24 protein-coding genes and 1 riboswitch are annotated in these 26,266 nt (G+C 74.0%); of the genes, 2 read left to right on the top strand and 22 right to left on the bottom strand.

All coding sequences use genetic code 11. The features are described 5' to 3' along the window. Window positions 1–75: 75 nt before the first annotated feature. A riboswitch (FMN riboswitch) is annotated at window positions 76–245 on the bottom strand. Window positions 246–324: 79 nt separating this feature from the next. Together ACLQ2V_RS20270 and rpe are read right to left on the bottom strand one after the other, a co-directional pair. After that, the gene (locus ACLQ2V_RS20270) at window positions 325–1,281 is read right to left on the bottom strand and encodes a GGDEF domain-containing response regulator (RefSeq protein WP_425720092.1); all 957 of its coding nucleotides are present in this window, start codon (window positions 1,279–1,281) and stop codon (window positions 325–327) included. Window position 1,282: 1 nt separating this feature from the next. Then, on the bottom strand, window positions 1,283–1,963 hold the full coding sequence (gene rpe / locus ACLQ2V_RS20265) for a ribulose-phosphate 3-epimerase (protein ID WP_425720091.1): 681 nt from the start codon (window positions 1,961–1,963) through the stop codon (window positions 1,283–1,285). Between the two features lie 296 nt (window positions 1,964–2,259). Here rpe and ACLQ2V_RS20260 point away from each other — a divergent pair, with 296 nt between their 5' ends. Then, on the top strand, window positions 2,260–3,147 hold the full coding sequence (locus tag ACLQ2V_RS20260) for a septum formation family protein (RefSeq protein WP_425720090.1): 888 nt from the start codon (window positions 2,260–2,262) through the stop codon (window positions 3,145–3,147). 115 nt (window positions 3,148–3,262) lie between these two features. Here ACLQ2V_RS20260 and ACLQ2V_RS20255 read toward each other — a convergent pair whose 3' ends face one another. The 18 genes from ACLQ2V_RS20255 to pyrR form a co-directional block, all read right to left on the bottom strand. Beyond that, window positions 3,263–4,891: a transcription antitermination factor NusB gene (locus ACLQ2V_RS20255; RefSeq protein WP_425720089.1), complete on the bottom strand. Its 1,629-nt coding sequence runs from the start codon at window positions 4,889–4,891 to the stop codon at window positions 3,263–3,265. Further along, complete coding sequence (gene fmt / locus ACLQ2V_RS20250) at window positions 4,888–5,814, bottom strand: methionyl-tRNA formyltransferase (protein WP_425720130.1); 927 nt, start codon at window positions 5,812–5,814, stop codon at window positions 4,888–4,890. Before fmt ends, ACLQ2V_RS20255 begins: the two co-directional genes overlap by 4 nt. A gap of 5 nt (window positions 5,815–5,819) precedes the next feature. Then, window positions 5,820–6,380, bottom strand: a complete 561-nt coding sequence (def, locus tag ACLQ2V_RS20245; RefSeq protein ID WP_425720088.1) for a peptide deformylase — start codon at window positions 6,378–6,380, stop codon at window positions 5,820–5,822. A gap of 143 nt (window positions 6,381–6,523) precedes the next feature. Then, entirely contained in the window at window positions 6,524–7,507 is a 984-nt protein-coding gene (locus ACLQ2V_RS20240; protein WP_425720087.1) for an AAA family ATPase, read from the bottom strand. A gap of 145 nt (window positions 7,508–7,652) precedes the next feature. Next, window positions 7,653–9,563: a primosomal protein N' gene (locus ACLQ2V_RS20235; protein WP_425720086.1), complete on the bottom strand. Its 1,911-nt coding sequence runs from the start codon at window positions 9,561–9,563 to the stop codon at window positions 7,653–7,655. Between the two features lie 59 nt (window positions 9,564–9,622). After that, window positions 9,623–10,816, bottom strand: a complete 1,194-nt coding sequence (gene metK, locus ACLQ2V_RS20230; protein WP_425720085.1) for a methionine adenosyltransferase — start codon at window positions 10,814–10,816, stop codon at window positions 9,623–9,625. A gap of 75 nt (window positions 10,817–10,891) precedes the next feature. Further along, window positions 10,892–12,109, bottom strand: a complete 1,218-nt coding sequence (gene coaBC / locus ACLQ2V_RS20225; protein WP_425720084.1) for a bifunctional phosphopantothenoylcysteine decarboxylase/phosphopantothenate--cysteine ligase CoaBC — start codon at window positions 12,107–12,109, stop codon at window positions 10,892–10,894. 14 nt (window positions 12,110–12,123) lie between these two features. After that, window positions 12,124–12,387: a DNA-directed RNA polymerase subunit omega gene (gene rpoZ / locus ACLQ2V_RS20220; protein ID WP_007075826.1), complete on the bottom strand. Its 264-nt coding sequence runs from the start codon at window positions 12,385–12,387 to the stop codon at window positions 12,124–12,126. Between the two features lie 46 nt (window positions 12,388–12,433). After that, window positions 12,434–12,967, bottom strand: coding sequence for a guanylate kinase (locus ACLQ2V_RS20215; RefSeq protein ID WP_425720083.1), 534 nt, complete (start codon window positions 12,965–12,967; stop codon window positions 12,434–12,436). A 49-nt stretch (window positions 12,968–13,016) separates the two neighbouring features. Next, the gene (gene mihF / locus ACLQ2V_RS20210) at window positions 13,017–13,334 is read right to left on the bottom strand and encodes an integration host factor, actinobacterial type (RefSeq protein WP_425720082.1); all 318 of its coding nucleotides are present in this window, start codon (window positions 13,332–13,334) and stop codon (window positions 13,017–13,019) included. Window positions 13,335–13,502: 168 nt separating this feature from the next. Beyond that, window positions 13,503–14,348, bottom strand: coding sequence for an orotidine-5'-phosphate decarboxylase (pyrF, locus tag ACLQ2V_RS20205; RefSeq protein WP_425720081.1), 846 nt, complete (start codon window positions 14,346–14,348; stop codon window positions 13,503–13,505). Between the two features lie 183 nt (window positions 14,349–14,531). Then, window positions 14,532–15,806, bottom strand: coding sequence for an adenosylmethionine--8-amino-7-oxononanoate transaminase (locus ACLQ2V_RS20200; RefSeq protein ID WP_425720080.1), 1,275 nt, complete (start codon window positions 15,804–15,806; stop codon window positions 14,532–14,534). Continuing rightward, window positions 15,803–16,822, bottom strand: coding sequence for a quinone-dependent dihydroorotate dehydrogenase (locus ACLQ2V_RS20195; protein ID WP_425720079.1), 1,020 nt, complete (start codon window positions 16,820–16,822; stop codon window positions 15,803–15,805). Before ACLQ2V_RS20195 ends, ACLQ2V_RS20200 begins: the two co-directional genes overlap by 4 nt. A 28-nt stretch (window positions 16,823–16,850) precedes the next feature. Next, window positions 16,851–20,198 carry a carbamoyl-phosphate synthase large subunit gene (gene carB / locus ACLQ2V_RS20190; protein WP_425720078.1) on the bottom strand — a complete coding sequence of 1,116 codons (3,348 nt, stop codon included), beginning with the start codon at window positions 20,196–20,198 and terminating at the stop codon, window positions 16,851–16,853. After that, window positions 20,191–21,354 (bottom strand): glutamine-hydrolyzing carbamoyl-phosphate synthase small subunit, encoded by a 1,164-nt coding sequence (carA, locus tag ACLQ2V_RS20185; RefSeq protein WP_425720077.1) that lies wholly within the window; start codon window positions 21,352–21,354, stop codon window positions 20,191–20,193. The genes carB and carA overlap by 8 nt, the downstream gene beginning before the upstream one ends. A gap of 58 nt (window positions 21,355–21,412) precedes the next feature. Continuing rightward, the gene (locus tag ACLQ2V_RS20180) at window positions 21,413–22,690 is read right to left on the bottom strand and encodes a dihydroorotase (RefSeq protein ID WP_425720076.1); all 1,278 of its coding nucleotides are present in this window, start codon (window positions 22,688–22,690) and stop codon (window positions 21,413–21,415) included. After that, the gene (locus ACLQ2V_RS20175) at window positions 22,687–23,613 is read right to left on the bottom strand and encodes an aspartate carbamoyltransferase catalytic subunit (RefSeq protein WP_425720075.1); all 927 of its coding nucleotides are present in this window, start codon (window positions 23,611–23,613) and stop codon (window positions 22,687–22,689) included. Before ACLQ2V_RS20175 ends, ACLQ2V_RS20180 begins: the two co-directional genes overlap by 4 nt. 117 nt (window positions 23,614–23,730) lie before the next feature. Continuing rightward, the gene (gene pyrR, locus ACLQ2V_RS20170; RefSeq protein ID WP_425720074.1) at window positions 23,731–24,357 is read right to left on the bottom strand and encodes a bifunctional pyr operon transcriptional regulator/uracil phosphoribosyltransferase PyrR; all 627 of its coding nucleotides are present in this window, start codon (window positions 24,355–24,357) and stop codon (window positions 23,731–23,733) included. A 282-nt stretch (window positions 24,358–24,639) separates the two neighbouring features. Between pyrR and ACLQ2V_RS20165 the strand changes: the two genes are divergently transcribed. After that, window positions 24,640–25,128 (top strand): transcriptional regulator, encoded by a 489-nt coding sequence (locus ACLQ2V_RS20165; RefSeq protein ID WP_425720073.1) that lies wholly within the window; start codon window positions 24,640–24,642, stop codon window positions 25,126–25,128. A 120-nt stretch (window positions 25,129–25,248) separates the two neighbouring features. Here the strand turns inward: ACLQ2V_RS20165 and nusB are convergent, their stop codons facing one another. Both nusB and efp read right to left on the bottom strand, forming a co-directional pair. Continuing rightward, complete coding sequence (gene nusB, locus ACLQ2V_RS20160; RefSeq protein ID WP_425720129.1) at window positions 25,249–25,659, bottom strand: transcription antitermination factor NusB; 411 nt, start codon at window positions 25,657–25,659, stop codon at window positions 25,249–25,251. Between the two features lie 23 nt (window positions 25,660–25,682). After that, window positions 25,683–26,240 (bottom strand): elongation factor P, encoded by a 558-nt coding sequence (gene efp, locus ACLQ2V_RS20155; protein ID WP_425720072.1) that lies wholly within the window; start codon window positions 26,238–26,240, stop codon window positions 25,683–25,685. Window positions 26,241–26,266 lie beyond the last annotated feature (26 nt).

Raw genomic sequence — 26,266 nt, 5'->3', positions numbered from 1 at the left:
TTCGGCAACGGCACAGCCGAACCCGGCAGGCCCGGACGGCGCGCTGGTCACAGCGGCCGGCAAGGCCCCCGTCCCGCGCGCTGTCTCCCATCCGGACTTTCTGGGGGTGGGTCACCGCCCCCAACCGTCGGCCCCGGAGTCTCACCAGGTCCACCGGGCGGCAGGGCCGTCCGGGTCGCGGGCTTACCACGGTCGGACCGTGGATCACCGCCGGTTCGGAATCACACCGAGTCCCGCCAGCGCGTGGTGGGTACCCCAGAAGTGTGGCACGGTACGCGCCGCCCGTCTGCCCTCAGGGTGCCACCTCACACCGGTGGGCCCGATTCAGGAGACGCTGCGTCGCCGGTCGACCGCCACGTACGAGCCCGGTTGGCTCTTGGCCACCGTCTTCATCTCGGAGGCGGCGGCGATCGCCTCCAAGGGGTTGGTGAAGCGCTTGCCGGCGTCGGAGACGGAGACCCCGATCGAGAGGGTGACCAGCGCGGCCCGGCGGATGTTGCCCCGGCGGTCCTTCAGCTCGACGTAGCCGCGCTCGGCGTCGGACTGGTCGTAGAGCCGGTCGGCGGCGTTCTCGAAGTCGACCACCGCCCGGGAGGTCAGCGGGCGGACCTGCTCGGGGGCGCAGACGATGACGAAGTCGTCGCCGCCGACGTGGCCGAGGAACGCCGGTGGCAGCCCGATCGCGACGACCGCCCGGTGCAGGCTGCGGGCCAGCGCCGAGATGAACTCGTCGCCCCGGACGAAGCCGTAGCGGTCGTTGACGCTCTTGAAGCGGTCGATGTCGACGTAGCCGACGGCGTAGTCGGCGCCGCTGCGGACCCGGTCGGTGATCTCCCGGCGGATGCGGGAGTTGCCGGGCAGGCCGGTCAGCGGCGAGACCTCCCGGAACTCCTTGTTGCGGCGCAGCGTCGAGCTGACCCGCGCCACCAGCTCGGCGGTGTCGAAGGGCTTGACCAGGTAGTCGTCCGCGCCGGCGGTGAGCCCGTGGACCTTGTCCCCGGTCATCCCCTTGGCCGTCAGCATGATCACCGGCAGGGCGGAGGTCATCGGGTCGGCCCGCAGCCGCCGGGTCAGCTCCAGCCCGTCGACGCGCGGCATCATCAGGTCCACCACCGCCAGGTCGGGCCGCTGCCGCTCGATCACCTCGAGCGCCTCCTGGCCGTCCCCGGCGGTGACCACCTCGTAGCCGTGCAGCCGCAGGTTGAACGCGACGAACCGGGCGATGTCGGCGTCGTCGTCGACGACGAGGATGACGTCGGGTCGCTCCTCGGCCGGCTCCACCTCAGGCCCCGGCGACCGCGCGCTCCGCCAGGCCCCGCAGGCGACGGACGGCCTCGGCCGGATCGTCGGCGCCGTAGACGGCGGTGCCGGCGACGAAGGCGTCCGCGCCGGCCGCGGCGGCCTGCTCGATGGTGTCCGCGGCGATCCCCCCGTCGACCTCGATGCGCAGCTCCAGGTGGCCCGCGTCGACGTGCCGGCGGGCGGCGCGGACCTTCTCCAGCAGCTCGGGGACGAAGCGCTGCCCGCCGAAACCGGCCTTGATCGTCATGATCAGCAACGTGTCGAAGCTGGGCAGCAGCTCCAGGTACGGCTCGATCGCGGTGTCCCGGTCGATGGCCAGCCCGGCCTTCGCCCCGGCCGCGCGCAGGTCCTTCGCCAGCGCCACCGGGTTGTCGCACGCCTCGGCGTGGAAGGTCACGTTGTACGCCCCGGCGTCGGCGTACCCGGGGGCCCAGCGGCGCGGGTCGTCGATCATCAGGTGCACGTCGAACGGCAGCCGGGTCACCGCCCGCAGGCTCTGCACCACGGGCAGCCCGATGGTCAGGTTGGGCACGAAGTGGTTGTCCATGACGTCCACGTGCAGCCAGTCCGCGGCGTCCTCGACGGCACGGACCTCATCGGCGAGGTGGGCGAAATCGGCGGCGAGGATGCTGGGCGCGACGATCGGCGGTGTAACGGTCACCGCGCCAGTGTACGAACGCCGTCCCCCGCCGCCGCACCGCGGCATCAGGTGGGACGCGCGGTGACCCCGCCGTGACGATCGGCGCGCGGCCGACCGGGCCGATCCCGGGGGCACCGCCGTCCCGAGGGCACCGCCGTCCCGGGGGCACCGCCGTCCCGAGGTCGCCGCCGTCCCGGGGGCACCGCCGTCCCGGAGGCAGCCCCGCGAACCGGGCGTCCGTGCCGTATGCTCCCGCTCCGGTGGCGCGACCGGCGAGGTGCCGATGAGCGCGCCGCCCGCGACGGGAGGTCGGACAAATGCGGCGTTGGTGGACGGCGGTCGCCGTGGGCGCGGGCGCGGCGGTGGCCCTGGCCGGCTGCGGCACGCCCGCCGGGGTGGACGGGAACCTCGTCGACGACTGGCGGGCGATGGCCGCGCCGACGCAGTTCGCACCCGTGGCCGGGGCGTGCCACACCACGGTGCAGGACATCGGCTACCTCAGCGGCTACAACCCGGTGGACTGCGGCACGACCCACCGGGTGGAGACCCTCCACGTCGGCACGCTCACCGGCGCGCCCGCCGAGCGGAGCACTCGCCCGGCCGCCGGCTCGGCCGGGGTGCGGGCCGCCCGCGCCGAGTGCGACCGGGAGGTCAACAAGGCCGTCGGCGGCGAGTGGCGCGCGGGCCGGCTCTCCCTCGCCGTGGTCTTCCCGTCGACCAAGGGGTGGGACGGCGGGGCGCGGTGGTTCCGCTGCGACCTCAGCGAGGTGGAGAGCGTCGACGACCCCAGCGTCGTGGCCCGCAGCGGCAGCCTGAAGGGCGCGCTGACCGACAAGGCGCCCCTGGCGCACCGCTGCTTCAACCCCAAGATCGTCAAGAACGACGTCAAGGAGATGTCCCCCACCCCCTGCACCAGCAAGCACCGGGCCGAGTTCGTCGGCGTCTTCCGGGGCCCGGACGTGCCCTTCGAGCAGATCGACGCCAACCGGCTGCGCATCCACAAGGGCTGCCAGGCGCTGACCGCCTCGTACGTCAAGGTGCCGAACAACAGCGACATGCAGTACCGGGCGGGGACGATCTTCTACCACCCCTTCCGGACGGACTGGAGGGACGGCAACCGTGGGGTGCAGTGCTTCCTCTGGGTCGACCGCAACCTGACCCGCTCGCTGAAGGGCGCCGGCGCCAAGGGCCTGCCGGTCCAGTGACCGGCTGCGCCGCCACCGCGGCGGCCTGACACCCGACGCGAAGGGGGCGGCCGATCGGCCGCCCCCTTCGCCGTGTCCCGGCGTCACCCAGCCGCGCCGCAGCACGGCACGTCACTCAGCCGCGCCGCAGCACCGCGAGGAACATGGCGTCGGTGCCGTGCCGGTGCGGCCAAAGCTGCACCGACGGCCCGTCGCCCAGCCCCGGCATCCCGGCCGGCAGCAGCGGCCGGGCGTCGACGAAGTCCGCCGGCACCCCGCTGCGACGGGCCGCCTCGGTCACCGTCACGTGCGTCTCCACGACGTGCGGGGAGCAGGTCACGTAGGCCACCAGGCCGCCCGGACGGGCCGCCCGCAGCGCCGCCACCAGCAGCTCCCGCTGCAACCGGGTCAGCGGCGGCAGGTCCGACGGCTGCCGACGCCAGCGGGCCTCCGGCCGGCGGCGCAACGCGCCCAGCCCGGTGCACGGCGCGTCGACCAGCACCCGGTCGAAGTGCCCCTCCGGCAGCTCCGGCTCGGCCCCGACCGTGCGGCCGTCGGTGTGCAGCACCGTCACCGGCAACCCCCGGGTGGCCTGCTCGACCAGCCGGGCCCGGTGCTCGGAGACCTCGACGGCGGTCAGCCGGGCCCCCCGCTGCGCGGCGAGCGCGCCGAGCAGCCCGGACTTGCCGCCCGGCCCGGCGCAGAGGTCCAGCCAGTGCTCGTCCGAGCCCTCCAGCGGGGCGAGGGCGAGGGCGTCGGCCACCAACTGGGAGCCCTCGTCCTGCACGTGTGCCCGGCCCTGCGCCAGCGCCGCCAGCTCACCCGGCGCGCCGCCGGGCAGGTAGACCGCGTACGGGGAGAACGCCCCCGGCGCGCCGCCGACCTGCTCGGCCAGCTCCACCGGGTCGGCCAGGCCCGGCCGGGCGCACAGGTGCACCGCCGGGCGCTCGTTGTCCTCGATCAGCAGCCGGGTGGTCTCTCCCAGGTCACCGTCGAGCGCCTCGGCGAACGCCCGCACCACCCACTGCGGGTGGCTGTACGCCACCGCCAGGTGCCCGATCGGGTCGACCTCCATCGCCGGGGCGAGCTTCGCCACCCAGGCGTCGGCGTCGCGGCCGGAGATCTCGCGCAGCACCGCGTTGGCGAAGCCGGTCGCGCCGAAGCCGACGGTGCGGACCAGGTCGACGGTCGAGGAGACCGCCGCGTGCGCCGGCACCCGGGTGTGCAGCAGCTGGTACGCGCCCAGCCGCAGCGCGTCGCGCACCGGCGGGTCGATCCGGGCCACGTCCCGGCCGGCCGCTTCGGTGAGGATCGCGTCGAGGGTGCCGAGGTGCCGCAGGGTGCCGTAGGTCAGCTCGGTGGCGAAGGCGGCGTCCCGGCCGGTCAGCCGCTCCTCGCGCAGCAGCGCCGGCAGCACCAGGTTGGCGTACGCGTCGTCGCGGTGCACCGCCGCGACCGCCTGGTAGGCCACGAATCGGGGCAGGTCCACGGCCGGCCGCGCCGGCCGGCCGTCCCGCCGCTCCTCGCCCGGCCGACCGCCCCGGCCCGACCGGTCGCCGTACGAAGGGCGCTCGCCCCGGGGTGCCGACCGGTCGCCGTACGAAGGGCGCTCGCCCCGGGCCGCCGGGCGGTCGCCGTACGCCGGGCGGTCGCCGCGCGGGCCGCCCGACGAGCGCTCCGGGCGTCGGTCGGTCTGGCTCCGCTCGGAGCGCGGGGGGCGCTGCCCGTCGTGGGCGCGCTCGGGTCGTTCCGTCGGGCCCGTCACGCCAGTTCCTCTCCGGTGCCGACCCGGACGCCGCGCGCCCAGTCACTGGCCGGCATGGCCTTCTTGCCCGCCGCGCGGACCTCGCCGAGGGCCACCGGGACGGTGCCCGTGCCGGCCAGCACCCGGGACTTCTCCGCCAGCAGCTCGCCCGGTTTCAGCTCGGGGCCGTCCGGCACCGGGGTCACCGGGCCGAGCTTGACCCGCTCGCCGCGGAACGTGGTCCACGGCCCCGGCGCCGGGGTGCAGGCGCGGACCCTCCGGTCCACCGCGAACGCCGGGTCGCCCCAGCGCACCCGGGCGTCCTCCACGGTCAGCTTCGGCGCGAGCGACACCCCGTCGGCCGGCTGCGGCTCGGCCCGCGCGGTGCCCGCCGCGATGGCGTCGAGGACGGCCACCAGCAGCCCGGCCCCCGAGTCCGCCAGCCGCGCCAGCAGCGCCCCGGAGGTGTCGGTGGGGCGGATCTGATCGGTCAGGGTGCCGTAGACCGGGCCGGTGTCCAGCCCCTCCTCCAGCGCGAAGACGCTCGCCCCGGTGAACTCGTCGCCGTGCAGCACCGCGTGCTGGACGGGGGCCGCGCCCCGCCACGCGGGCAGCAGGGAGAAGTGCAGGTTGACCCAGCCGTACCGGGGGATCTCCAGCGCGGCCGGGGGCACCAGCGCGCCGTACGCGACCACCGGCACGCAGTCGGGGGCCAGCTCGCGCAGCCGGTCGAGGAACTCCGGCTCGCGCGGGCGGGCCGGGGTGAGCACCTCGATGCCGTGCTCGTCGGCCCACGCCCCGACGGGCGAACGGGCCAGGCCACGGCCCCGACCGGCGGGGGCGTCGGGGCGGGTGAGCACGGCGACCAGCTCGTGGCCGGAGGCCGCGACGGCGGCCAGGGCGGGCACGGCGACGGCCGGGGTGCCGGCGAAGATCAGGCGCACCCGGGTCACCGACCCAGACTGAACGGGTTGGTCGTCACGTGGGGGGTCAGCTTGACCGTGGGCGGGGTCGCCGGGTCGTACCAGTCGGCCTGGCGGATCGCCTTCATGGCCTCCTTGCGGGCGGCCGGGTCGAGCCGGTCGACGAAGAGCACCCCGTCGAGGTGGTCGGTCTCGTGCTGGACGCAGCGGGCCATCAGGCCGGTGCCGACGAACTGCACCGGGTCGCCGTGGCCGGTGAAGCCCTTGGCGATGACGTTCTGCCGGCGCTTGGTGTCGAAGTAGAGGCCGGGGATCGACAGGCAGCCCTCCGGGCCGTCCTGCTCCTCGGCGTCGGGGAACTCCAGCACCGGGTTGACCAGGTGGCCGAGCATGTCGTCGACGTCGAAGACGAACACCCGCAGGCCCACTCCGAGCTGGGGCGCGGCCAGGCCGACGCCGTTCTGCTCGCGCATCGTGTCGGTCAGGTCGGCGATGAGCTTGCGCAGCTCCACGTCGAAGTCGACCACCGGATCGGCCGGCGTGCGCAGCACCGGATCCCCGAACAGACGGATGGGCTGGACGGTCACTCGGGGTGGCTCCTTCGGTCGGACGGCGTCGTGCCCGCCCAGTCTACGGAGTCTCCGGGCGGTGCCGGGCTGGCGGGCGGACGCTCGTCACACGGGGTGACGGGGGCGGGCAGTCGGGGCGGGGGGTGGTGGGACCGCCGGGGTCAGAGGCCCGGGGCGGGGTCGCCGGCGAGCACGCTGTCGCCGGCGCGCAGGCAGTGCTCCGGCAGCGGCAGCTGGATCTTGTGGGCCGCCTCCCAGTCGTAGACGATGCCGGGGCGGACCTGGGTGGTGAAGTACTCCACGGCGCTCATCCCGCCGACCACCGGCTCCTCGGCCTCGGCGACCAGCCGGGCGGGGACCAGCGGGAAACCGCTCTGGATCGCCGCGCTGAGCCGGCGGTGCCCGTCGACCACGAAGAAGTACTCCCCCGTGTAGCCGATGGTCAGCGGCTCCAGCGCCTCGTCACCAGCACCGGCGACCGCGCCGACGAAGCCGCTGTCCCAGAGCCCGCGCAGGGTGCCGATCTCCTCGGTCGGGTAGACCCGGGCCGGGTCGAGCAGCAGCAGCGGCGGGGCGTCGCGGAGCACGTCGGCGCCGAGGCGGCCCTCGTAGGCGTCGACGATGTGGGCGATGACCTGCTCCGGGGTGGCCCGGGTGGAATCGCAGACCAGGTCGTAGTTGCGCAGCCGGGCCTTGTCGACGCCGTAGCGGACGATGAACCGACTCCGCTCGCTCTCGCTGCGCTCCCGCAGCTTGGCCTTCGCCTCCGCCAGGGTGGCGTAGCTCTCCGCCGGGCCGGAGGGGCGGGCCAGCACCCGGCGGGCCGCCTCGGTCGGCTCGGTGATCATGTGCACCTTGAGCGCGTCGGTGAAGAAGTGCCAGGCCAGCCGGGAGTCCATCACCAGGCTCTCGCCGGAGGCGGCGATCTTCTGCTGGAGCTGGTCGACGTAGCCGTCGACGGCCTGGTCGAGCTCGGCGTGCAGGTTGAGCTGGAGGGCGGTCATCTGCCGCTCCTGGGCCATCTGCCGGTAGAGGTCGCCGACGCTGACCCGGCGCAGCCCCAGCCGCTTGGCGATCTCGACGGAGACGGTGCTCTTGCCGCTGCCGAGGTCACCGTTGAAGACGATCGATTGACGAACGGTCACGACTGGTCCACCCTTGATCACCGACTGATTGACATCCCCGACACCGCGTCGCACCGACGCGCTCCCGCCATCGTCGCGCAATCCGTGCGCCCGGGCATGACGGGCGATGCTATCACGCAGCCATGACCACGGATCGTGACGACGCTCAGAACAGGCTCAGCGGGTCGACCTGCAGCCGCACCGGGTCCGTCGCCCGGCGGGCGGCGCGGACCCCCGCGGCGGTGTGCAGCGCCTCGGCCAGGGCCGCCGCCCGCGCCCGGGGCACCCGCAGCAGCATCCGCTCCTTCTCGCCGTCGGCGGGCACCGGGCCGAGCAGCTCCGCCTCGGCGGGCAGCCGGGCCCCGGCCAGCAGGTCGGCCACCGCGTCGGCGGTGCCGGTGACGCTGGCCATCCGCACCGCCGGCGGGAAGCCCAGCTCGCGCCGCTCGGCCAGCTCCCGGGCGGCGAACCAGGCGGCGTCCCAGCGCAGCAGCGCCTGTACCGGGGCGAGGGCCCCGTCGGCGACCACCACCACCCGGCCGCCGGCGGCGGCGGGGCGGGCCAGCGCGGCGGCGCTCAGCCACCGGCGCAGCGCCTCCTCGCCGGCCCGCAGGTCCGCCCGGGTGAGCAGGGCCCACGAGTCGAGCAGCAGCACCGCCCCGTAGCCGCCCTCGGCGACCGGCTCGGCCCCCGGCGTGGCCACCACCAGGCCGGCGCCCCCGGGCACGACGGTGAGCACCTCCTCCCGACCGGACGTCCGCACCGGCACGTCCGGGAAGGCCCGGCCCAGCTCCTCGGCGGTGCGCCGGGCGCCGGTGACGGCGGCCCGCAGCCGCCGCCCGCCGCACTCGGCGCAGGCGTAGGCGGCGGCGACCCGGCCGCACCAGCGGCAGGCCGGGGTGCCCTCGGCCGAGGGCAGCGCGAGCGGGCCGGCGCAGTGCGGGCAGCGGGCCGGGGTGCGGCACTGCGCGCAGGAGATCGAGGGGAGGTATCCCCGGCGGGGCACCTGGACCAGCACGCCGGCGTCGGCGCGCAGCGCGTCGCGGGCGGCGGCCCAGGCCAGGCTGGGCAGCCGGGCCGTCGCCGCGCCGGGGTCGCGGGCCAGCTGCGGGTCGTCGCCGGTGGGGGCGATGGCGGGGGTACGCGCCCGCACGGTGGCCCGGTCGGCGACGACCTCCCGGGCCCAGCCGGTCTCCACCAGCAGTTGCGCCTCGGCGCTGCGGGCGTACCCGCCGACCAGGGCGGCGGCGTCGGCGAGCTGGGCGCGGGTGAGCAGCACCTCGCGGGCGTGCGGGTAGGGGGCGCGCGGCTCGGCGTGCAGGTCGTCGCCGTCGTCGACCACGGCGACCAGGCCGAGCCGGGCCACCGGGGCGAACATGGCCGCCCGGGTGCCGATCACCACGGCGACGTCGCCGCGCCGGGCCGCCAGGAACGCCCGGTACCGGCGGGCCGGGCCGACCGCGGCGGAGAGGGCGACGTGCCGGCCGGTGCCGAGGACGGCGGTGAGCGCGGCGTCGAGCCGGTCGAGGTCGCGGGCGTCGGGGACCACGACCAGGGCGCCCCGGCCGCCGGCCAGGGTGGCGGCGACCGCCTCGGCGTACCGGGCGGGCCAGTCCTCGCCGGGCAGGGCGGACCAGACCGCGCGGGCGGGCAGCCCCCGCGTCAGGGCCCGCAGGAACGCCGGCCCGGTCGGGTACGCCCCCCAGCCGGCGGGGTCGGGCGGCGCCGGCGGCGGCAACGGCTCCCTGGGCTCGTGGGGTTCCTTCTCCACCCGGGCGTGCCGGGGCGGCACGGCCAGCCGGAGCACGTCGGCGAGGCTGCCGGCGTACCGGTCGGCGACGGCCCGCGCCAGGCCGGCGATCTCCGGGGCGAGCACCGGCTCCGGGGAGACGACCTTCTCCAGGTACGCCAGCTTGCCGGTGTGCCCGGACTCGGCGGCCCGCTCCAGCAGCCAGCCGTCGACGAGTTGGCCGGCGAAGCGCACCTTCACCCGGGTCCCGGGGACGGCGACGTCGGCCCACTCGGCGGGGACCAGGTAGTCGAAGGGGCGGTCGAGGTGGGCCAGCGGCACGTCCACGCAGACGCGAGCGACCGGCGACCCGTCCGCGGGCCGCCGGTCGCTGCGCTTGGTGCCGCTCAGGCTCCTGCGGCCGACTTGAGGTCGGCGGCCCGGTCGGTGTTCTCCCAGGTCAGGTCGGCGATCTCCCGGCCGAAGTGGCCGTAGGCCGCGGTCTGGCGGTAGATCGGGCGCAGCAGGTTGAGGTCCCGGATGATGGCGGCCGGGCGCAGGTCGAAGACCTCCGATACGGCCCGCTCGATCGAGGCGACCGGCACGGTCTCGGTGCCGAACGTCTCGATGAACAGGCTCACCGGGTGGGCCTTGCCGATCGCGTACGCGACCTGCGCCTCGCAGCGCTCGGCGAGGCCGGCGGCCACCACGTTCTTGGCCACCCAGCGCATCGCGTACGCCGCGGAGCGGTCCACCTTCGACGGGTCCTTGCCGGAGAACGCGCCGCCGCCGTGCCGGGCGTACCCGCCGTAGGTGTCCACGATGATCTTCCGGCCGGTCAGGCCGGCGTCGCCCATCGGGCCGCCGATCTCGAACCGCCCGGTCGGGTTGACCAGCAGCCGGTAGCCCTCGGTGTCCAGGCCGAGGCTCTCCAGCTCCGGGGCGATGACGTGGTCGCGCACGTCCGGGGTGAGCAGGGTGTCCAGCGAGATGTCGGCCGCGTGCTGGCTGGAGACCACGACCGTGTTGAGCCGGACCGGGCGCAGCCCCTCGTATTCCACGGTGACCTGGGTCTTGCCGTCGGGCCGCAGGTAGGGGATCGTGCCGTCCTTGCGCACGGCGGTCAGCCGGCGGGCCAGCCGGTGCGCCAGGGCGATCGGCAGCGGCATCAGCTCGGGGGTCTCCGAGCAGGCGAAGCCGAACATCATGCCCTGGTCGCCGGCGCCCTGGGCGTCCAGGGCGCTCTCCGACGAGCCGGTGCGCAGCTCCATGGCGTTGTCGACGCCCTGGGCGATGTCGGGCGACTGCGCGCCGATGGAGACGCTGACCCCGCAGGAGGCCCCGTCGAAGCCCTTCTTCGACGAGTCGTAGCCGATCCCCAGGATCGTCTCCCGGACGATGGTCGGGATGTCGGCGTACGCCTTGGTCGTCACCTCGCCCGCCACGTGCACCTGGCCGGTGGTGATCAGGGTCTCGACGGCCACGCGACTGTGCGCGTCCTGGGCGAGCAGTGCGTCGAGAATGCCGTCGCTGATCTGGTCGGCGATCTTGTCCGGGTGGCCTTCCGTGACCGATTCGGACGTGAAGAGGCGGCGTGTCACGGCACTCCTAAGGATGTCGAAAAGTCGTTCCGCGGAAGTGTAGTCACCCAACTTCAAGCGACACACTAGATCGGGTCAGGTCGGCGGCACCGGCTGCCGGGGCAACCGCGCCACCACGAGATCCCAGACGCCGTCGGCCAGGTCCTCCTTGGACTGTTCGGGCAGGGTGTGCACCGAACCGTCCGCGCCGATGACGGTGGCCTCGTTGGTTTCCGCGCCGAAGACCTTCTCCGGGCCGACCTCGTTGACGACGACCAGGTCCGCCCGTTTCCGGGCCAGCTTGGCCCGGCCGTTGGCCTCGGCGTCGCCCGTTTCGGCCGCGAAGACCACCAACACCCGTTCCGGGCGGCGCTGACCGCCCAACTCAGCGGCGATGTCCGGATTGGTGACGAGTTCGATGGTAGGTGGCCCCGAGTCCGATTTCTTGATTTTCCCCGTCGAATACGTGGCGGGACGGAAATCGGCGGGCGCCGCCGCCATCACCACCGCGTCGGCGCGCTCGGCGGCCCGCAGCGTGGCCTCGCGCAGCTCCTCGGTGGTGCCGACCCGGACCAGGTCTACGCCGGCCGGGTCGGCGAGCGCCACGTTGGCCGAGACCAGGGTGACCCGGGCGCCGCGGGCGACGGCGGCGCGGGCGAAGGCGTACCCCTGCTTGCCCGAGGAGCGGTTGCCCAGGAAGCGCACCGGGTCCAGCGGCTCCCGGGTGCCGCCGGCGGTGACCACCACGTGCCGGCCGGCCAGGTCGGCCGGGGCGTGCAGGCCACGGGCCAGCGCCCGCCGGGCGACGGCGAAGATCTCGGCCGGGTCGGGCAGCCGCCCCTTGCCGCTGTCGGCGCCGGTGAGCCGGCCGACCGCGGGCTCGATCACCCGCACGCCCCGGGAGCGCAGCGTGGCGACGTTGGCCACGGTGGCCGGGTGCTCCCACATCTCCGTGTGCATCGCCGGGGCGAGCAGCACCGGGCAGCGGGCCGTGAGCAGCGTGTTGGTCAGCAGGTCGTCGGCGAGGCCGTGGGCGGCCTTGGCCAGCAGGTCGGCGGTGGCGGGGGCGACCACGACCAGGTCGGCCCGCTGGCCGAGCCGCACGTGCGGCACCTCGTGCACGTCGGCCCAGACGTCGTCGGCGACCGGCTGGCCGCTCAGCGCGGCCCAGGTCGGCGCCCCGACGAAGCGCAGCGCCGACGCGGTCGGCACCACGCGGACCCGGTGGCCCGACTCGGTGAGCAGACGCAGCAGCTCACATGCCTTGTAGGCGGCGATGCCGCCGCCGACCCCGAGGACGATCTGGGCGGACATCGGCGTGCGGCGGACTACGGCTGGTCGGTCGGCTCGGCGGTGAGCAGGCCCGCGTTGATCTCGCGCATGGCGATGGAGAGGGGCTTCTCCTGAGGGGTGGTCTCCACGAGCGGGCCGACGTACTCCAGCAGGCCCTCGCCGAGCTGGCTGTAGTAGGCGTTGACCTGGCGGGCGCGCTTGGCGGCGAAGATCACCAGGGCGTACTTCGACGTGGTCTTCTCGAGAAGCTCGTCGATCGGCGGGTTGGTGATGCCTTCGGGGTTGGCGATGGATCCCACGAAATAAACCTCTGCGTCTCTTTACCGCGCGGACGCGGTGGGTCTCTCAGCCGCGCGGCGGCGGCTGAGACGGAGCCAGAAAAGAAGAACCGAGCAAGCCTACCAGCTCATCGACCGCCCGCTCGGTGCGGTCGTGGGTCACGACGTGCGCGGCCACGGCCGCCACCGCCGGCTCGGGCCGCCGGCCGGGCGGGACGAGCAGGACCAGCCGGAGCTGCGGGCGGGCCGCGCGGAGCGCGAGCGCCCCGCGCGGGTCCAGCGGGAGCAGGACCGGCCGGCCGGCGGCGAGCCGCTGCTCGACCGGGCCGGCCGGCACGCCCCGCGAGTACGGCCCGGCGCGGGCCCATTCCAGCAGCCCACCGGCGGCGACCAGCCGGTCGAACCGCGCCGGGTCGACGAAGATCCGGTCGACGCCGTCCACTTCGCCCCCACGGCGAGGGCGGGTCGTCGCCGGTATCGCGAGCCAGACCGACGGACAACGCGCCCGGAACAGCTCGACGACACTGCCCACGCCGGCCCCGCTGGGGCCGGTCAGGACGGTGAGCCGAGCCGCCGGGCGCGTCTCGTCATCCGTGCTCACGGCTCGTTTCTACACGCTGCCGTGCGCAGGTGACGGCGAACCGCCGCGGTCAGTTCGAAGCGAACTCGGCCAGCAGCGCCTTGCGCTGCTGCTCGCCCAGGCCGCGCAGCCGCCGGCTGTCGGCGATCTTGAGCTTCTCCATGATCTGGGTCGCCCGGATCTTGCCGATGCCCGGCATCGCCTGCAGGACGGCCGAGACCTTGAGCTTGCCGACGACGTCGTCGGACTCGGCGCGCTCGAGGATGGAGGCGAGGGTGGTCTTTCCCTGCTTGAGCTGCTCCTTCAGCTCAGCACGGGCCTTGCGGATCTCCGCAGCCTTTTCGAGCGCGGCTGCGCGCTGTTCGGGGGTCAGTGACGGGAGGGGCACCAGTTCTCCTCAGGTCCCTAGCGACGGGCGGGACACCACGCCGCAGTTGTGAAACGTGGATCGCCGGGAACCGAAGGGGTCCGTGGTTCCCAGCGCGGGGAAAACTAGCGTTCGCGGGCGCATTCGGCAACGTGGGCACGCGGCGGACGGGGCAACAGGACCGAGCCTTCACTCAGTCGCCGGTCCGCCCAGGGCCGCCCGGCACTCGTTCAGGACCCGCTCGGCGGCGGCCCGCAGCGCCGCCGGATCGGGTCCGGCGTGCAGCACCTCGCGGGAGTACGACGGCAGCACCGCCGGCAGGGCGGAGCCGAAGACGGTACGCAGATCCGCCGCCGTCGCGCCCTGCGCGCCGAGCCCCGGCGCGAGCAGTGGACCGTGCACGGCGGAGAGGTCGTGACCCGTCTCGCCGATGGTCGCCCCGACCACCAGACCGATGCTTCCGAGCGGCTGCGCACCCCGGTTGAGCTGGGCAATCTCATCGATCACGGTCTGCGCGACGGTGCGCCCGTCGGCGCCGCGGGCGCGCTGCACGGCGGCACCCTCGGGATTGGACGTCAGCGCCAGAACGAACACTCCGCCGCCGTGCGCGGCGGCGCGCTCGAACATCGGGGCGAGGGAACCTACTCCCAGGTAGGGGCTCGCCGTGATCGCGTCGACATACAGGGGGCTGGATGGATCGAGGTACGCGGAGGCGTACGCCGCGACGGTCGAACCGATGTCCCCACGCTTGACGTCGAGAAGAACGAGCGAGCCGGCTTCGCGCAACTGTCGGATAGTTGACTCCATTACCGCCACGCCGCGTGAACCGAACCGCTCGAAGAACGCGGACTGGGGTTTGACCACCGCGACCCGGTCGCCGAGGGCCTCCACCACGGTGCGGCTGAAACGCTCCAGCCCGTCCACGTCGTCCGCCAGCCCCCACCGGGCCAGCAGCCCCGGGTGCGGGTCGATGCCCACGCAGAGCGGCCCGCGCTCCGCCACCGCCCGCCACAACCGGCCACCGAAGCTCTCCATCCGATTCCTCCCTCTCGACCTCTGCTGAGCGCGGCGACTCCCGCCACGCGTACCCGCGCCGCCGCCGGCCGCCAGACCGACCGCCGCCGGCCCCACCCGGACCCGCCGGGCCCCACGGCGGTCCTCCCGGCCGCCGACCGGGCCGGGTCGCGCCGCACCGGGCGGCGCGGCCCCGCCGGGCGGTCAGCCCACCGCCACCGCGGCGGCGATCCCGGCCGCGATCCGGGCGACGTCGGCGTCGTCGGTGACGTACGGCGGCATGGTGTAGACCAGGTCGCGGAACGGCCGCAGCCAGACCCCCCGCTCGACCGCGGCGGCGGTGGCCCGGGGCACGTCCACCTCGTGATCGAGCTGCACCACGCCGATCGCGCCCAGCACCCGCACGTCGGCGACCCCCGGCGCGTCGCGCAGCGGCTCCAGGCCCGCCCGCAGGCCGGCACCCACCCTCGACACCTCGGCGGCCCAGTCACCGGCCCGCAGCAGGCCGATGGAGGCGTTGGCGACCGCACAGGCGAGCGGGTTGCCCATGAACGTCGGGCCGTGCGCCAGGACGCCGTCGCGGGAGATCCCCCACGCCACCTCCGCCGTGCAGAGCGCGGCGGCCAGCGTCAGGTAGCCGCCGGTGAGCGCCTTGCCGACGCAGAGCACGTCCGGGCTCACCCCGGCGTGCTCGGCGGCGAACATGGTGCCCGTGCGGCCGAAGCCGGTGGCGATCTCGTCGAAGACCAGCAGCACCCCGTGGGCGCGGGTGACCTCGCGCAGCGCCTGCAGGTACGCCGGGTGGTGGAAGCGCATCCCGCCCGCGCCCTGCACCACCGGCTCCACGATCACCGCGGCCAGTTCGTCGGCGTGCCGCTCGACCGCGTCGGTCAGCTCCGCCAGGTACGCCGGGTCGGGCGGGGTGTCGAAGCCGGCCGGCGGGACCGGCGCGAAGACCTGCCGGGGCAGCACGTCGCCCCAGAGGTGGTGCATGCCGCCCTCGGGGTCGCAGACGCTCATCGGGTGGAACGTGTCGCCGTGGTAACCGCCCCGCCAGGTGCCCAGCCGCCGCCGCTGCGGGCGCCCGACGGCCCGCTGGTACTGCAGGCACATCTTCACCGCGACCTCGACGGCCACCGACCCGGAGTCGCAGAGGAAGACCCGCTCCAACCCGTCGGGGGCCAGCTCGACCAGCGTGGCGGCCAGCCGCGCCGCCGGCTCGTGGGTCAGCCCGCCGAACATCACGTGGCTCATCCGGCCGAGCTGGTCGGTGACCGCCGCGTCCAGCACCGGATGCCGGTAGCCGTGGATCGCCGCCCACCACGACGACATCCCGTCCACCAGCTCCCGGCCGTCGGCCAGCCGCAGCCGCACCCCCTGGGCGCTGCGCACCAGGTACGGCGGCGTGGCGGCCGGCAGCGGCGCGTACGGGTGCCACACGTGCTCCCGGTCGACGGCGAGGATCTCCTCGGGTGTCACGGGGCCCGGCCGGCCGTGCGGGCCACCGACCGGACCAGGGTCGGACCCCGGTAGATGAAGCCGGTGTAGAGCTGCACCAGCGACGCCCCGGCGTCGAACATGCGGGCGGCGTCGTCGGGGTCGACGATGCCGCCCACCCCGACCACCGGCAGCCGACCGCCGGTCTCGGTGTGGACGAAGGAGACCACCCGCCGGGCGCGGGCGGCCAGCGGCCGGCCGGAGAGCCCGCCGGTCTGCGCCCCCGCTGCCCGGTCGGCCGGGGCCAGGCCGTCGCGGGCCAGGGTCGTGTTGGTGGCGATCACCCCGGCCGCGCCCCGGGCCAGGCATACCTCCAGCAGCTCGGCGATGGCCGGCTCGGTCAGGTCGGGGGCGATCTTCACCAGCACCGGCTTCTCCCCCACCAGGGCCGCCAGCAGCGCGTCCAGGTGGGAACGGTCCTGCAACGAGCGCAGCCCGGGGGTGTTCGGCGACGAGACGTTGACCGCGAAGTAGTCCCCGTGCCCGCGCAGCGCCCGGTAGGAGGCCAGATAGTCGCCCACCGCCTCGGCCAGCGGGGTCACCTTGGACTTGCCCAGCGAGATCCCCAACGGCACCCCGATCGGGCGGGGCAGCGCCGCCAGCCGGTCGGCCAGGGCCTGCGCCCCGGCGTTGTTGAAGCCCATTCGGTTGACCACGGCCTCGCTGTCGCGCAGCCGGAACAGCCGGGGCCGGGGGTTGCCCGGCTGGGCGTGCGCGGTGACGGTGCCGACCTCGACGAAGCCGAAGCCCAGCGCCGGCCACGCCGGCAGCGCCGCGCCGTCCTTGTCCATCCCGGCGGCCAGCCCCACCGGATTGGGAAAGCGCACCCCGAAGACCGTGCGGGGCGCCGCCACGGCGTAGCGGGCCCGCAGCGCGGCCAGGGCCACCGGCGACCGGGACACGGCCGCCAGCCGCCGCAGCGTCCACTCGTGCGCCGCCTCGGCGTCGCCGCCCCCGACCCGGAACAGCCAGGGCCGCACCGCGCGCTCGAACATCACCGCCCGCACCCCCGGCCGACGCCTGCGGTCACTGGGCAGCCCGCAGCGTGGCGTGCAGTTCCTGCAGGGGTTGGACGGTCATGTCGCCGCGCAGCCGGGCCTCGATGCCCATCACGGCCGCCGACACGCCCGGGACCGTGGTGATGCAGGGGATGTCGGTTGCCACGGCCGCGCTACGGATCTCGTAGCCGTCCGCGCGGGCGCTCGCCCCGGAACCCTGCGGGGTGTTGACCACCAGCGCCACCTCGCCGTTGAGGATCATCGAGACCGCGTCCTCGCCCGCGCCGGACTCGTAGTGCTTGCGGATCTGCTCGCAGCCGATGCCGTGCCGGCGCAGCACCTCGGCGGTGCCGGCGGTGGCGACGATCTGGAAGCCCAGGTCGGCCAGACGCTTGATCGGGAAGATCATGCCGCGCTTGTCCCGGTTGGCCACCGAGACGAAGATCTTCCCCTCGACGGGCAGCGACCCGTACGCGGCGGACTGGCTCTTGGCGAAGGCGTGCCCGAAGTGCTTGTCGATGCCCATCACCTCGCCGGTGGACTTCATCTCCGGGCCGAGCAGCGAGTCGACGCCCTGACCGGACGGGGTGCGGAACCGCTTGAACGGCAGCACCGCCTCCTTCACCGCGATCGGCGCGTCGGTCAGCAGCGTCCCGCCGTCGCCGGTCGGCGGGAGCAACCCCTCGGCGCGCAGCTCGGCGACGGTCGCGCCCAGGGCGATCCGGGCCGCCGCCTTGGCCAGCGGCACCGCCGTGGCCTTCGAGACGAACGGCACCGTACGCGACGCCCGCGGGTTGGCCTCCAGCACGTAGAGCACGTCGTCCTTGAGGGCGTACTGGACGTTGAGCAGGCCGCGCACGCCCACGCCCCGGGCGATCGCCTCGGTGTAGCGGCGCACCTCGGCCAGGTGCGGGCCGGCCAGCGTCATCGGCGGCAGCACGCAGGACGAGTCGCCGGAGTGGATGCCGGCCTCCTCGATGTGTTCCATCACCCCGCCGAGGTAGACCTCGCCGTCGGCGTCGCAGAGCGCATCCACGTCGATCTCGATGGCGTCGTCGAGGAAGCAGTCCACCAGCACCGGGTGGTCCGGGGAGATGTCGGTGGCCTGGTCGATGTAGTCACGCAGCGTCGGGTCGTCGTAGACGATCTTCATGCCCCGACCGCCCAGCACGTACGACGGGCGCACCAGCACCGGGTAGCCGATTTCCTCGGCGATGGCCCTGGCCTCGTCGTACGAGGTGGCCATGCCGTGCGCCGGGGCGCGCAGGCCGGCCCGGTGCAGCACCGCCCCGAACGCGCCGCGCTCCTCGGCCAGGTGGATCGACTCCGGCGAGGTGCCGACCACCGGCACGCCGGCGTCCTTGAGCCGCTGCGCCAGCCCCAGCGGGGTCTGCCCGCCGAGCTGCACGACCACCCCGATCACGCCCGGCCCGCCGGCCGCCCGCCCCGACGAGTCCTCGGCGTGCCACACCTCCAGGACGTCCTCGAAGGTCAGCGGCTCGAAGTAGAGCCGGTCGGCGGTGTCGTAGTCGGTGGAGACGGTCTCCGGGTTGCAGTTGATCATCACGGTCTCGTAGCCGACCTCCCGCAGCGCCATCACCGCGTGCACGCAGGAGTAGTCGAACTCGATGCCCTGACCGATCCGGTTCGGCCCGGAGCCCAGGATGAGCACCTTGGGTCGGGCCGACGGCGCGACCTCGGTCTCCGAGTCGTACGTCGAGTAGTGGTAGGGGGTGCTCGCCTCGAACTCGGCGGCGCAGGTGTCCACCGTCTTGTAGACCGGCCGGACCGCCAGGCGGTGTCGCAGGGTGCGGACGCCGTCCTCGGCGGCCAGTTCCGGGCGCAGCGCGGCGAGCTGGCGGTCGGACAGGCCCGCCCGCTTGGCCCGACGCAGCAGGTCGGCGTCGAGCACCGGGGCGTCCACGATCTCCGCCCGCAGCTCCACCAGCCCGGCGATCTGATCCAGGAACCACGGGTCGATCCCGCCGGAGGCGGCGGTGACCTCGGCGATCGACGCGCCGAGCCGCAACGCCCGCTCGACGGTGTAGAGCCGGCCGTCGTGCGGGGTGGCCAGGGCGGCGAGGGTGTTCTCCAGGGTCGCGCCCTGCGGGTCCGGGGTGGTCCAGAAACCAGCTGACTTGGTTTCCATCGAGCGCATCGCCTTGTTCAGCGCCTCGGTGAAGTTGCGCCCCAGGCTCATCGCCTCGCCCACCGACTTCATGGTGGTGGTCAGCTCCGGGTCCGCGCCGGGGAACTTCTCGAACGCGAAGCGGGGGATCTTCACCACCACGTAGTCCAGGGTCGGCTCGAACGCCGCCGGGGTCTTGCGGGTGATGTCGTTGGGGATCTCGTCCAGGGTGTAGCCGATGGCCAGCTTCGCGGCGATCTTCGCGATCGGGAAACCGGTCGCCTTCGACGCCAGCGCCGAGGAGCGCGACACCCGGGGGTTCATCTCGATGACGACGATCCGGCCGTCGGCCGGGTTCACCGCGAACTGGATGTTGCAGCCGCCGGTGTCCACCCCGACCTCGCGCAGCACCGCGATGCCCAGGTCACGCAGGCTCTGGTACTCCCGGTCGGTCAGCGTCATGGCCGGGGCCACGGTGACGCTGTCGCCGGTGTGCACGCCCATCGGGTCGACGTTCTCGATCGAGCAGACCACCACCACGTTGTCGCGGCGGTCGCGCATCAGCTCGAGCTCGTACTCCTTCCAGCCGAGCACGCTCTCCTCGATGAGCACCTCGTGCACCGGGCTGGCGGCCAGCCCGGCGCCGGCGATGCGGTGCAGGTCGGCGTCGGTGTGCGCCATGCCGGAGCCCAGCCCGCCCATCGTGAACGAGGGCCGGATCACCACCGGCAGGCCCAGCTCGGCGACGGTGGCCTCGACCTCGTCCATCGAGTGGCAGACCCGTGAGCGCGGCACCAGGCCGGTCGGGTCGGGCAGGCCGATGCGCTCACCGGCGCGCGCCACCACCTCCTTGAACAGCTGCCGGTCCTCGCCCCGGTTGATGGCGTCGATGTTCGCGCCGATCAGCTCCACGCCGTACTTCTCCAGCACGCCCGCGCTGTGCAGGGCGACCGCGGTGTTCAGCGCGGTCTGCCCGCCCAGGGTGGCCAGCAGCGCGTCGGGGCGCTCCCGGGCGATGACCAGCTCGACGAACTCCGGGGTGATCGGCTCGACGTACGTGGCGTCGGCGAACTCCGGGTCGGTCATGATGGTCGCCGGGTTGGAGTTGACCAGGCTGACCCGGATGCCCTCGCTGCGCAGCACCCGGCACGCCTGGGTGCCCGAGTAGTCGAACTCGCAGGCCTGCCCGATGACGATCGGCCCGGAGCCGATCACCAGGATGTGCTTGAGATCGGTCCGCTTAGGCATTGCTGCGCCCCTCGCTGTGGGTCCGGCCCTCGATGAGCTCGGCGAAGCGGTCGAAGAGGTAGTCCGCGTCGTGCGGGCCGGCCGCCGCCTCCGGGTGGTACTGGACGGTGAAGGCGGGCACGTCACGGGCCCGCAGCCCCTCGACCACGTTGTCGTTGAGGCAGACGTGGCTGACCTGGACGCCACCGAACTCGGTCTCGATCACCTCATCGGGGACGACCGCCCCCTCCCCCGCGCCCGGCACCCGCACGGCGAAGCCGTGGTTGTGGCTGGTCACCTCGACCTTGCCGGTGACCCGGTCGAGCACCGGCTGGTTGATCCCCCGGTGGCCGTAGCCCAGCTTGTAGGTGCCGAAGCCCAGCGCCCGGCCGAGGATCTGGCTGCCGAAGCAGATGCCGAAGAGCGGCACCCGACGGCGCAGCACCTCCCGGGCGAGTGCGACGGGGCCGTCGGCGGTGGCCGGGTCGCCCGGACCGGGCGAGAAGAAGACCGCGTCCGCGCCGGTGGCCAGCAGGTCGTCGATGCTCGACGAGGCGGGCAGCACGTGGGTGGTCACGCCGCGCGCGGCGAGCCGGCGCGGCACGTTGCGCTTGATGCCCAGGTCCAGGGCGGCCACCGTGAACCGGTGCTCGCCGACGGCGTCGACCACGTACGGCGCAGGGGTGCTCACCTGCGCGGAGAGGTCCGCGCCGACCATCGGCGGGGCCTGCCGGACCCGGGCCAGCAGGGCGCGCGGGTCGTCGTCGACGCTGGAGACGCCGACGCGCATCGCGCCGCGCTCGCGCAGGTGCCGGGTCAACGCCCGGGTGTCCAGCCCGCTGATGCCGACCACACCCTCGGCGGCCAGCCGCTCCTCCAGCCCCCCGGTGGCCCGCCAGTTCGAGCCGATGCGGGCCGGCTCGCGGACCACGTACCCGGCCACCCAGATCCGGCCGGACTCGTCGTCGGCGTCGTTGACGCCGGTGTTGCCGATGTGCGGCGCGGTCTGCACCACCACCTGCCGGTGGTACGACGGGTCGGTCAGGGTCTCCTGGTAACCGGTCATGCCGGTGTTGAAGACCGCCTCGCCGAAGGTCTCCCCGACGCTGCCGTACGCCTCGCCGTGGAACGTGCGCCCGTCCTCGAGGACGAGGATCGCCGGTCTACGCTTCCCCATTACCGGGCCCGCCCTTCGTTCGCGACTGCGGGACTCCGCTGCGCTGCATTCCTCGCGCTCACTTGACAGCCTTTCCGTCCAGAACCGTCGGCTCGCCGCGCAGGAAGGTCGCCACGATGCGACCCGGCAGCGTCATGCGGGCGTACGGGGTGTTGCGACTGCGACTGGCCAGCTCCGTCGGCTCGATGGTGCGACGGGCGGCCGGGTCGACCAGGGTCAGGTTGGCCGGCACGCCGGGGGCCGGGTCGAGGCCGTGGCCGTCGAGCCCGGCGATGCGGGCCGGGGCCCGCGACATCCGCTCGGCGATCAGGTCCCACTGCGGGCCGAGCACGTCCAGGGCGATCGACAGGGCCGTCTCCAGCCCCAGCATCCCCGGCCGGGCGTACGCCCACTCGCACTCCTTGTCCTCCACCGAGTGCGGGGCGTGGTCGGTGGCGACGACGTCGATGACGCCCTCGGCCAGGGCGGCGCGCAGCGCGGCGACGTCGGTGGCGGTGCGCAGCGGCGGGTTGACCTTGAACACCGGGTCGTAGCTCTCCGCGCGCGCGTCGGTGAGCAGCAGGTGGTGCGGGGTGACCTCGGCGGTGACCCGTACGCCGCGGCCCTTGGCCTGGCGCAGCACCTCGACGCTGCCGGCGGTGGAGACGTGGCAGACGTGCAGCCGGCTACCCACGTGCTCGGCCAGCAGCACGTCCCGGGCGATGATCGCCTCCTCGGCGACCGCCGGCCAGCCGGTCAGCCCGAGCCGGGTGGAGACCTCCCCCTCGTGCATCTGCGCGCCCTCGGTGAGCCGGGGCTCCTCGGCGTGCTGGGCGATGATCCCGTCGAACGCCTTGACGTATTCCAACGCCCGGCGCATCAGCAGCGGGTCGGCCACGCAGTGCCCGTCGTCGGAGAAGATCCGCACCCGGGCCGCCGAGTCGGCCATCGCGCCCAGCTCGGCCAGGCGCTCGCCGGCCAGGCCGACGGTGACCGCCCCGATCGGCTGCACGTCGACCAGCCCGGCCTGGTGGCCCAGCCGCCAGACCTGCTCGACCACCCCGGCGGTGTCGGCGACCGGGGAGGTGTTGGCCATCGCGCAGACCGCCGTGTACCCGCCGAGCGCCGCCGCCCGGGAACCCGATTCGACGGTCTCGGCGTCCTCGCGGCCCGGCTCGCGCAGGTGGGTGTGCAGGTCGACCAGTCCGGGCAGGGCGACCAGCCCGGCACCGTCGACGACGGTGGCGTCCGGCGCGCTCAGCCCCGCGCCGACGGCGGCGACGACGCCGTCGCGGATCAGCAGGTCGCACGGCTCGGCGCCGACGACGCTCACGCCGGTGATCAGGTACGCGGTCACTGGTTGTTCCCCCCGAGCAGCAGGTAGAGGACGGCCATCCGCACGGAGACCCCGTTGGCGACCTGTTCGACGATGGTGGAGCGGGGCGAGTCGGCGACCTCCGAGGTGATCTCCATGCCCCGGTTCATCGGCCCGGGGTGCATGACGATCGCGTGCTCGGGCAGCCGGCGCATCCTCGGCCCGTCGAGCCCGTAACGGCGGGCGTACTCGCGGGCGGAGGGGAAGTAGGAGTCGTTCATCCGTTCCCGCTGCACCCGCAGCATCATCACCACGTCCACGTCGGGCGCCACGGCGTCGAGGTCGTAGGAGACGTCGGTGCCGGGGGCGAGGGCGGCGACGATGTCCACCGGGATGAGGGTGGGCGGGCCGACCAGGGTGACCTTCGCGCCGAGGGTGGAGAGCAGCAGCACGTTGGAGCGGGCCACCCTGGAGTGCAGCACGTCCCCGACCACCGCGACGTGCAGGCCGGCGATGCGGCCCAGCCGGGAACGCATCGTGTACGCGTCGAGCAGCGCCTGGGTGGGGTGCTCGTGCGTGCCGTCGCCGGCGTTGACCACCGACCCGTCGACCCAGTCGGCCAGCCGGTGCGGCGCACCCGAGGCGGGGTGCCGCACGACCACCGCGTCGGCCCCCATCGCCTGCAGGGTCAGCGCGGTGTCCTTCAGGCTCTCGCCCTTGGTCACGCTGGAGCCCTTGGCCGAGAAGTTGATCACATCGGCGCTGAGCCGCTTCGCCGCCGCCTCGAAGGAGATCCGGGTCCGGGTGGAGTCCTCGTAGAAGAGGTTCACTACGGTCCGCCCGCGCAACGCGGGCAGCTTCTTGACCTCGCGCCCGGCCACGGTGGCCATCTCGGCGGCGGTGTCGAGGATCTGGGTGGCGGTGGCGGCGTCCAGGTCGGCGCCGGAGAGCAGATGCTTGATCATTGGCCGGGCCGCCTTTGCTTCGCGACTGCGGGGCTCCGCTGCGCTGCACTCCTCGCGCTCACCGGGCTGGCCTCTCGTTCGCGACTGCGGGGCTCCGCTGCGCTGCACTCCTCGCGCTCACCGGGCTGGCCTCTCGTCGGTGGCCGGGCCGCTCGCGCTGGCGGTCGGTGCGCCGGCGAAGAGCCGCACCTCGTCGACGCCGTCGGTCTCGGCGAGGGTGACCCGCACGTTCTCGGCCAGCGAGGTCGGGATGTTCTTGCCCACGTAGTCGGCGCGGATCGGCAACTGCCGGTGGCCCCGGTCGACCAGCACGGCGAGCTGCACCGAGGCGGGGCGGCCGAGGTCGCCCAGCGCGTCCAGGGCGGCCCGGACCGTGCGGCCGGAGAAGAGCACGTCGTCGACGAGGACGACCCGCTTGCCGTCGATGCCGCTGGGCGGCACCTGGGTCGGGCCGACCGCACGGACGCCGTTGCGGCGCAGGTCGTCGCGGTAGAGGGTGATGTCGAGCACACCGACCGGCACGGCGATGCCCTCGAAGGTGCTGATCCGGGCGGCGAGGCGTCTGGCCAGCGGAACCCCCCGGGTGGGGATGCCGAGCAGCACGGTGTCGGCGGCGCCCTGGGTCTTCTCCAGCACCTGATGTGCGATGCGGTCCACCACCCGCGAGACGTCCGCTGCGGTGAGGATCACCTTCACCGAGGGTTGCCGCGGTGGTGATGCGGGGGCAGCCGGTGGGTAGGCCACGGCGGACCTCCTTCCCCGCCTCACGGGACGGGTCGTTAAAGGATGTCTGGCACGCCCCGGTGGCCGTGAACGGCCTGGCCGGGGCTCACGGCCACGTTACCAGCGGTCACCGGGCCGGCCGACGCCGGCACTGACCCCTGGATCAGGGTGGCGAACCGGGACAACTCGCCCGGGGTAGCCAACGGTACGATCACGACCACTTGACCAGGTGTCGCAATCCCCGTACCGTCACGCTCCGTAGCCACCGCGGGGAGAACCCCAAGCAGCACTGGGAGTGTCCGAATGCCCTCTGAATACGCCAAGTCGCTGGGCGCCCGCCTGCGCTCCATCCGCCAGCAGCAGGGTCTGTCCCTGCAGGGGGTGGAAGAGAAGTCGAACGGGCGGTGGAAGGCCGTGGTGGTCGGCTCGTACGAGCGCGGCGACCGGGCCGTCACGGTGTCCCGCCTGGCCGAGCTGGCCGACTTCTACCGGGTGCCCGTCTCCGAGCTGCTGCCCGACGGCAGCGGGGTCCGTCACGAGCCCACCAGCAAGATCGTGCTGGACCTGGAGCGGCTCTACGACGAGGCCTCCGAGGAGCTGGCCTACGTCGCCCGGTACGCCCGCGCCATCCAGCAGCAGCGCGGCGACTACAACGGTCGGGTGCTCTCCATCCGCGCCGACGACCTGCGCGCCCTGGCGATCGTCTACGACGCCTCGCCGTCGGGCCTGATCGAGCGCCTCACCGAGCACAACGTGCTCGTCGCCGACCCGAGGGCGTTCTTCGCCTCCTGATCCGCGATCGACGAAGGGGGCCCGCGCCGTTCGGCGTGGGCCCCCTTCTCGTCGTCTCCCGCCGGCCGGCGGGCTGGCGGTTCGCCGAGGCGGCCCAGGCGGGCGGGCCGCCGGTGCCGCCTAGCGGGTGGCGTACTCGGCGATGCGGCCGAGCACCCCGTTGAGGAAGCGCGGCGAGTCGTCGGTCGACATCTGCCGGGCCAGCTCGACGGCCTCGCTGATCGCCACCGCGTCGTCGAGCTCGTCGACATAGAGCAACTCGTACACGGCGATGCGGGCCAGGTTGCGGTCCACCGCCGGCATCCGGTCCAGCGTCCAGCCCTCGGCGTAGCTGGCGATCAACTCGTCGATCCGGTCGAGGTGGGCGGCCACCCCCTCGACCAGGCCGACCGCGTACGGCAGGTGCTCCGGGTGCGGCTTCTCGATGCGTTCGAGGTAACCGGCGAGCACCTCCACCGGGGGCCGGTCCCGCAGGTCGGCCTCGTAGAGCACGTCCAGCGCCCGCTTGCGCGCCTTGCGGCGCGCCGGCATCTGCTGCTTGGCGCCCTCGGCCATCAGGCCCGGCCGAGGTAACGGCCGTCGCGGGTGTCGACCTTGATCTTCTCGCCGGTGGTGATGAAGAGCGGCACCGGCACGGTCGCGCCGGTCTCCACGGTGGCCGGCTTGGTGCCGCCGGTGGAGCGGTCGCCCTGCAGGCCCGGCTCGGTGTAGGTGACCTCCAGCACGACGGAGGTCGCCAGCTCGATGTAGAGCGGCACCTCCTCGTGCGTGGCGACGGTCGCCTCGGCCTCGGGGAGCAGGTAGTTGGCCGCGTCCCCGACGGTGGCGCCGGGGACGGTGATCTGGTCGAACGTCTCCAGATCCATGAAGACGTAGTCCTCGCCGTCGGCGTAGAGGTATTGCATCGTGCGCTTGTCCACGGTCGCGGTCTCGACCTTGGTGCCCGCGTTGAAGGTCTTGTCGACCACCTTGCCGCTGAGCACGTTCTTCAGGGTGGTGCGCACGAAGGCGCCACCCTTACCGGGCTTGACGTGCTGGAACTCGACGACGGCCCAGAGCTCTCCGTCGAGGTTGAGAACCAGGCCGTTCTTCAGGTCGTTGGTGGAGGCCATTTCCTGCCTTGATCATCGCGGGGCGG

Source organism: Micromonospora sp. DT233 (genome assembly GCF_049841815.1).
GTDB lineage: Bacteria > Actinomycetota > Actinomycetes > Mycobacteriales > Micromonosporaceae > Micromonospora.
Note: the sequence above shows the minus strand (reverse complement) of the source record. Positions and strands in the feature narration are given on the sequence as shown.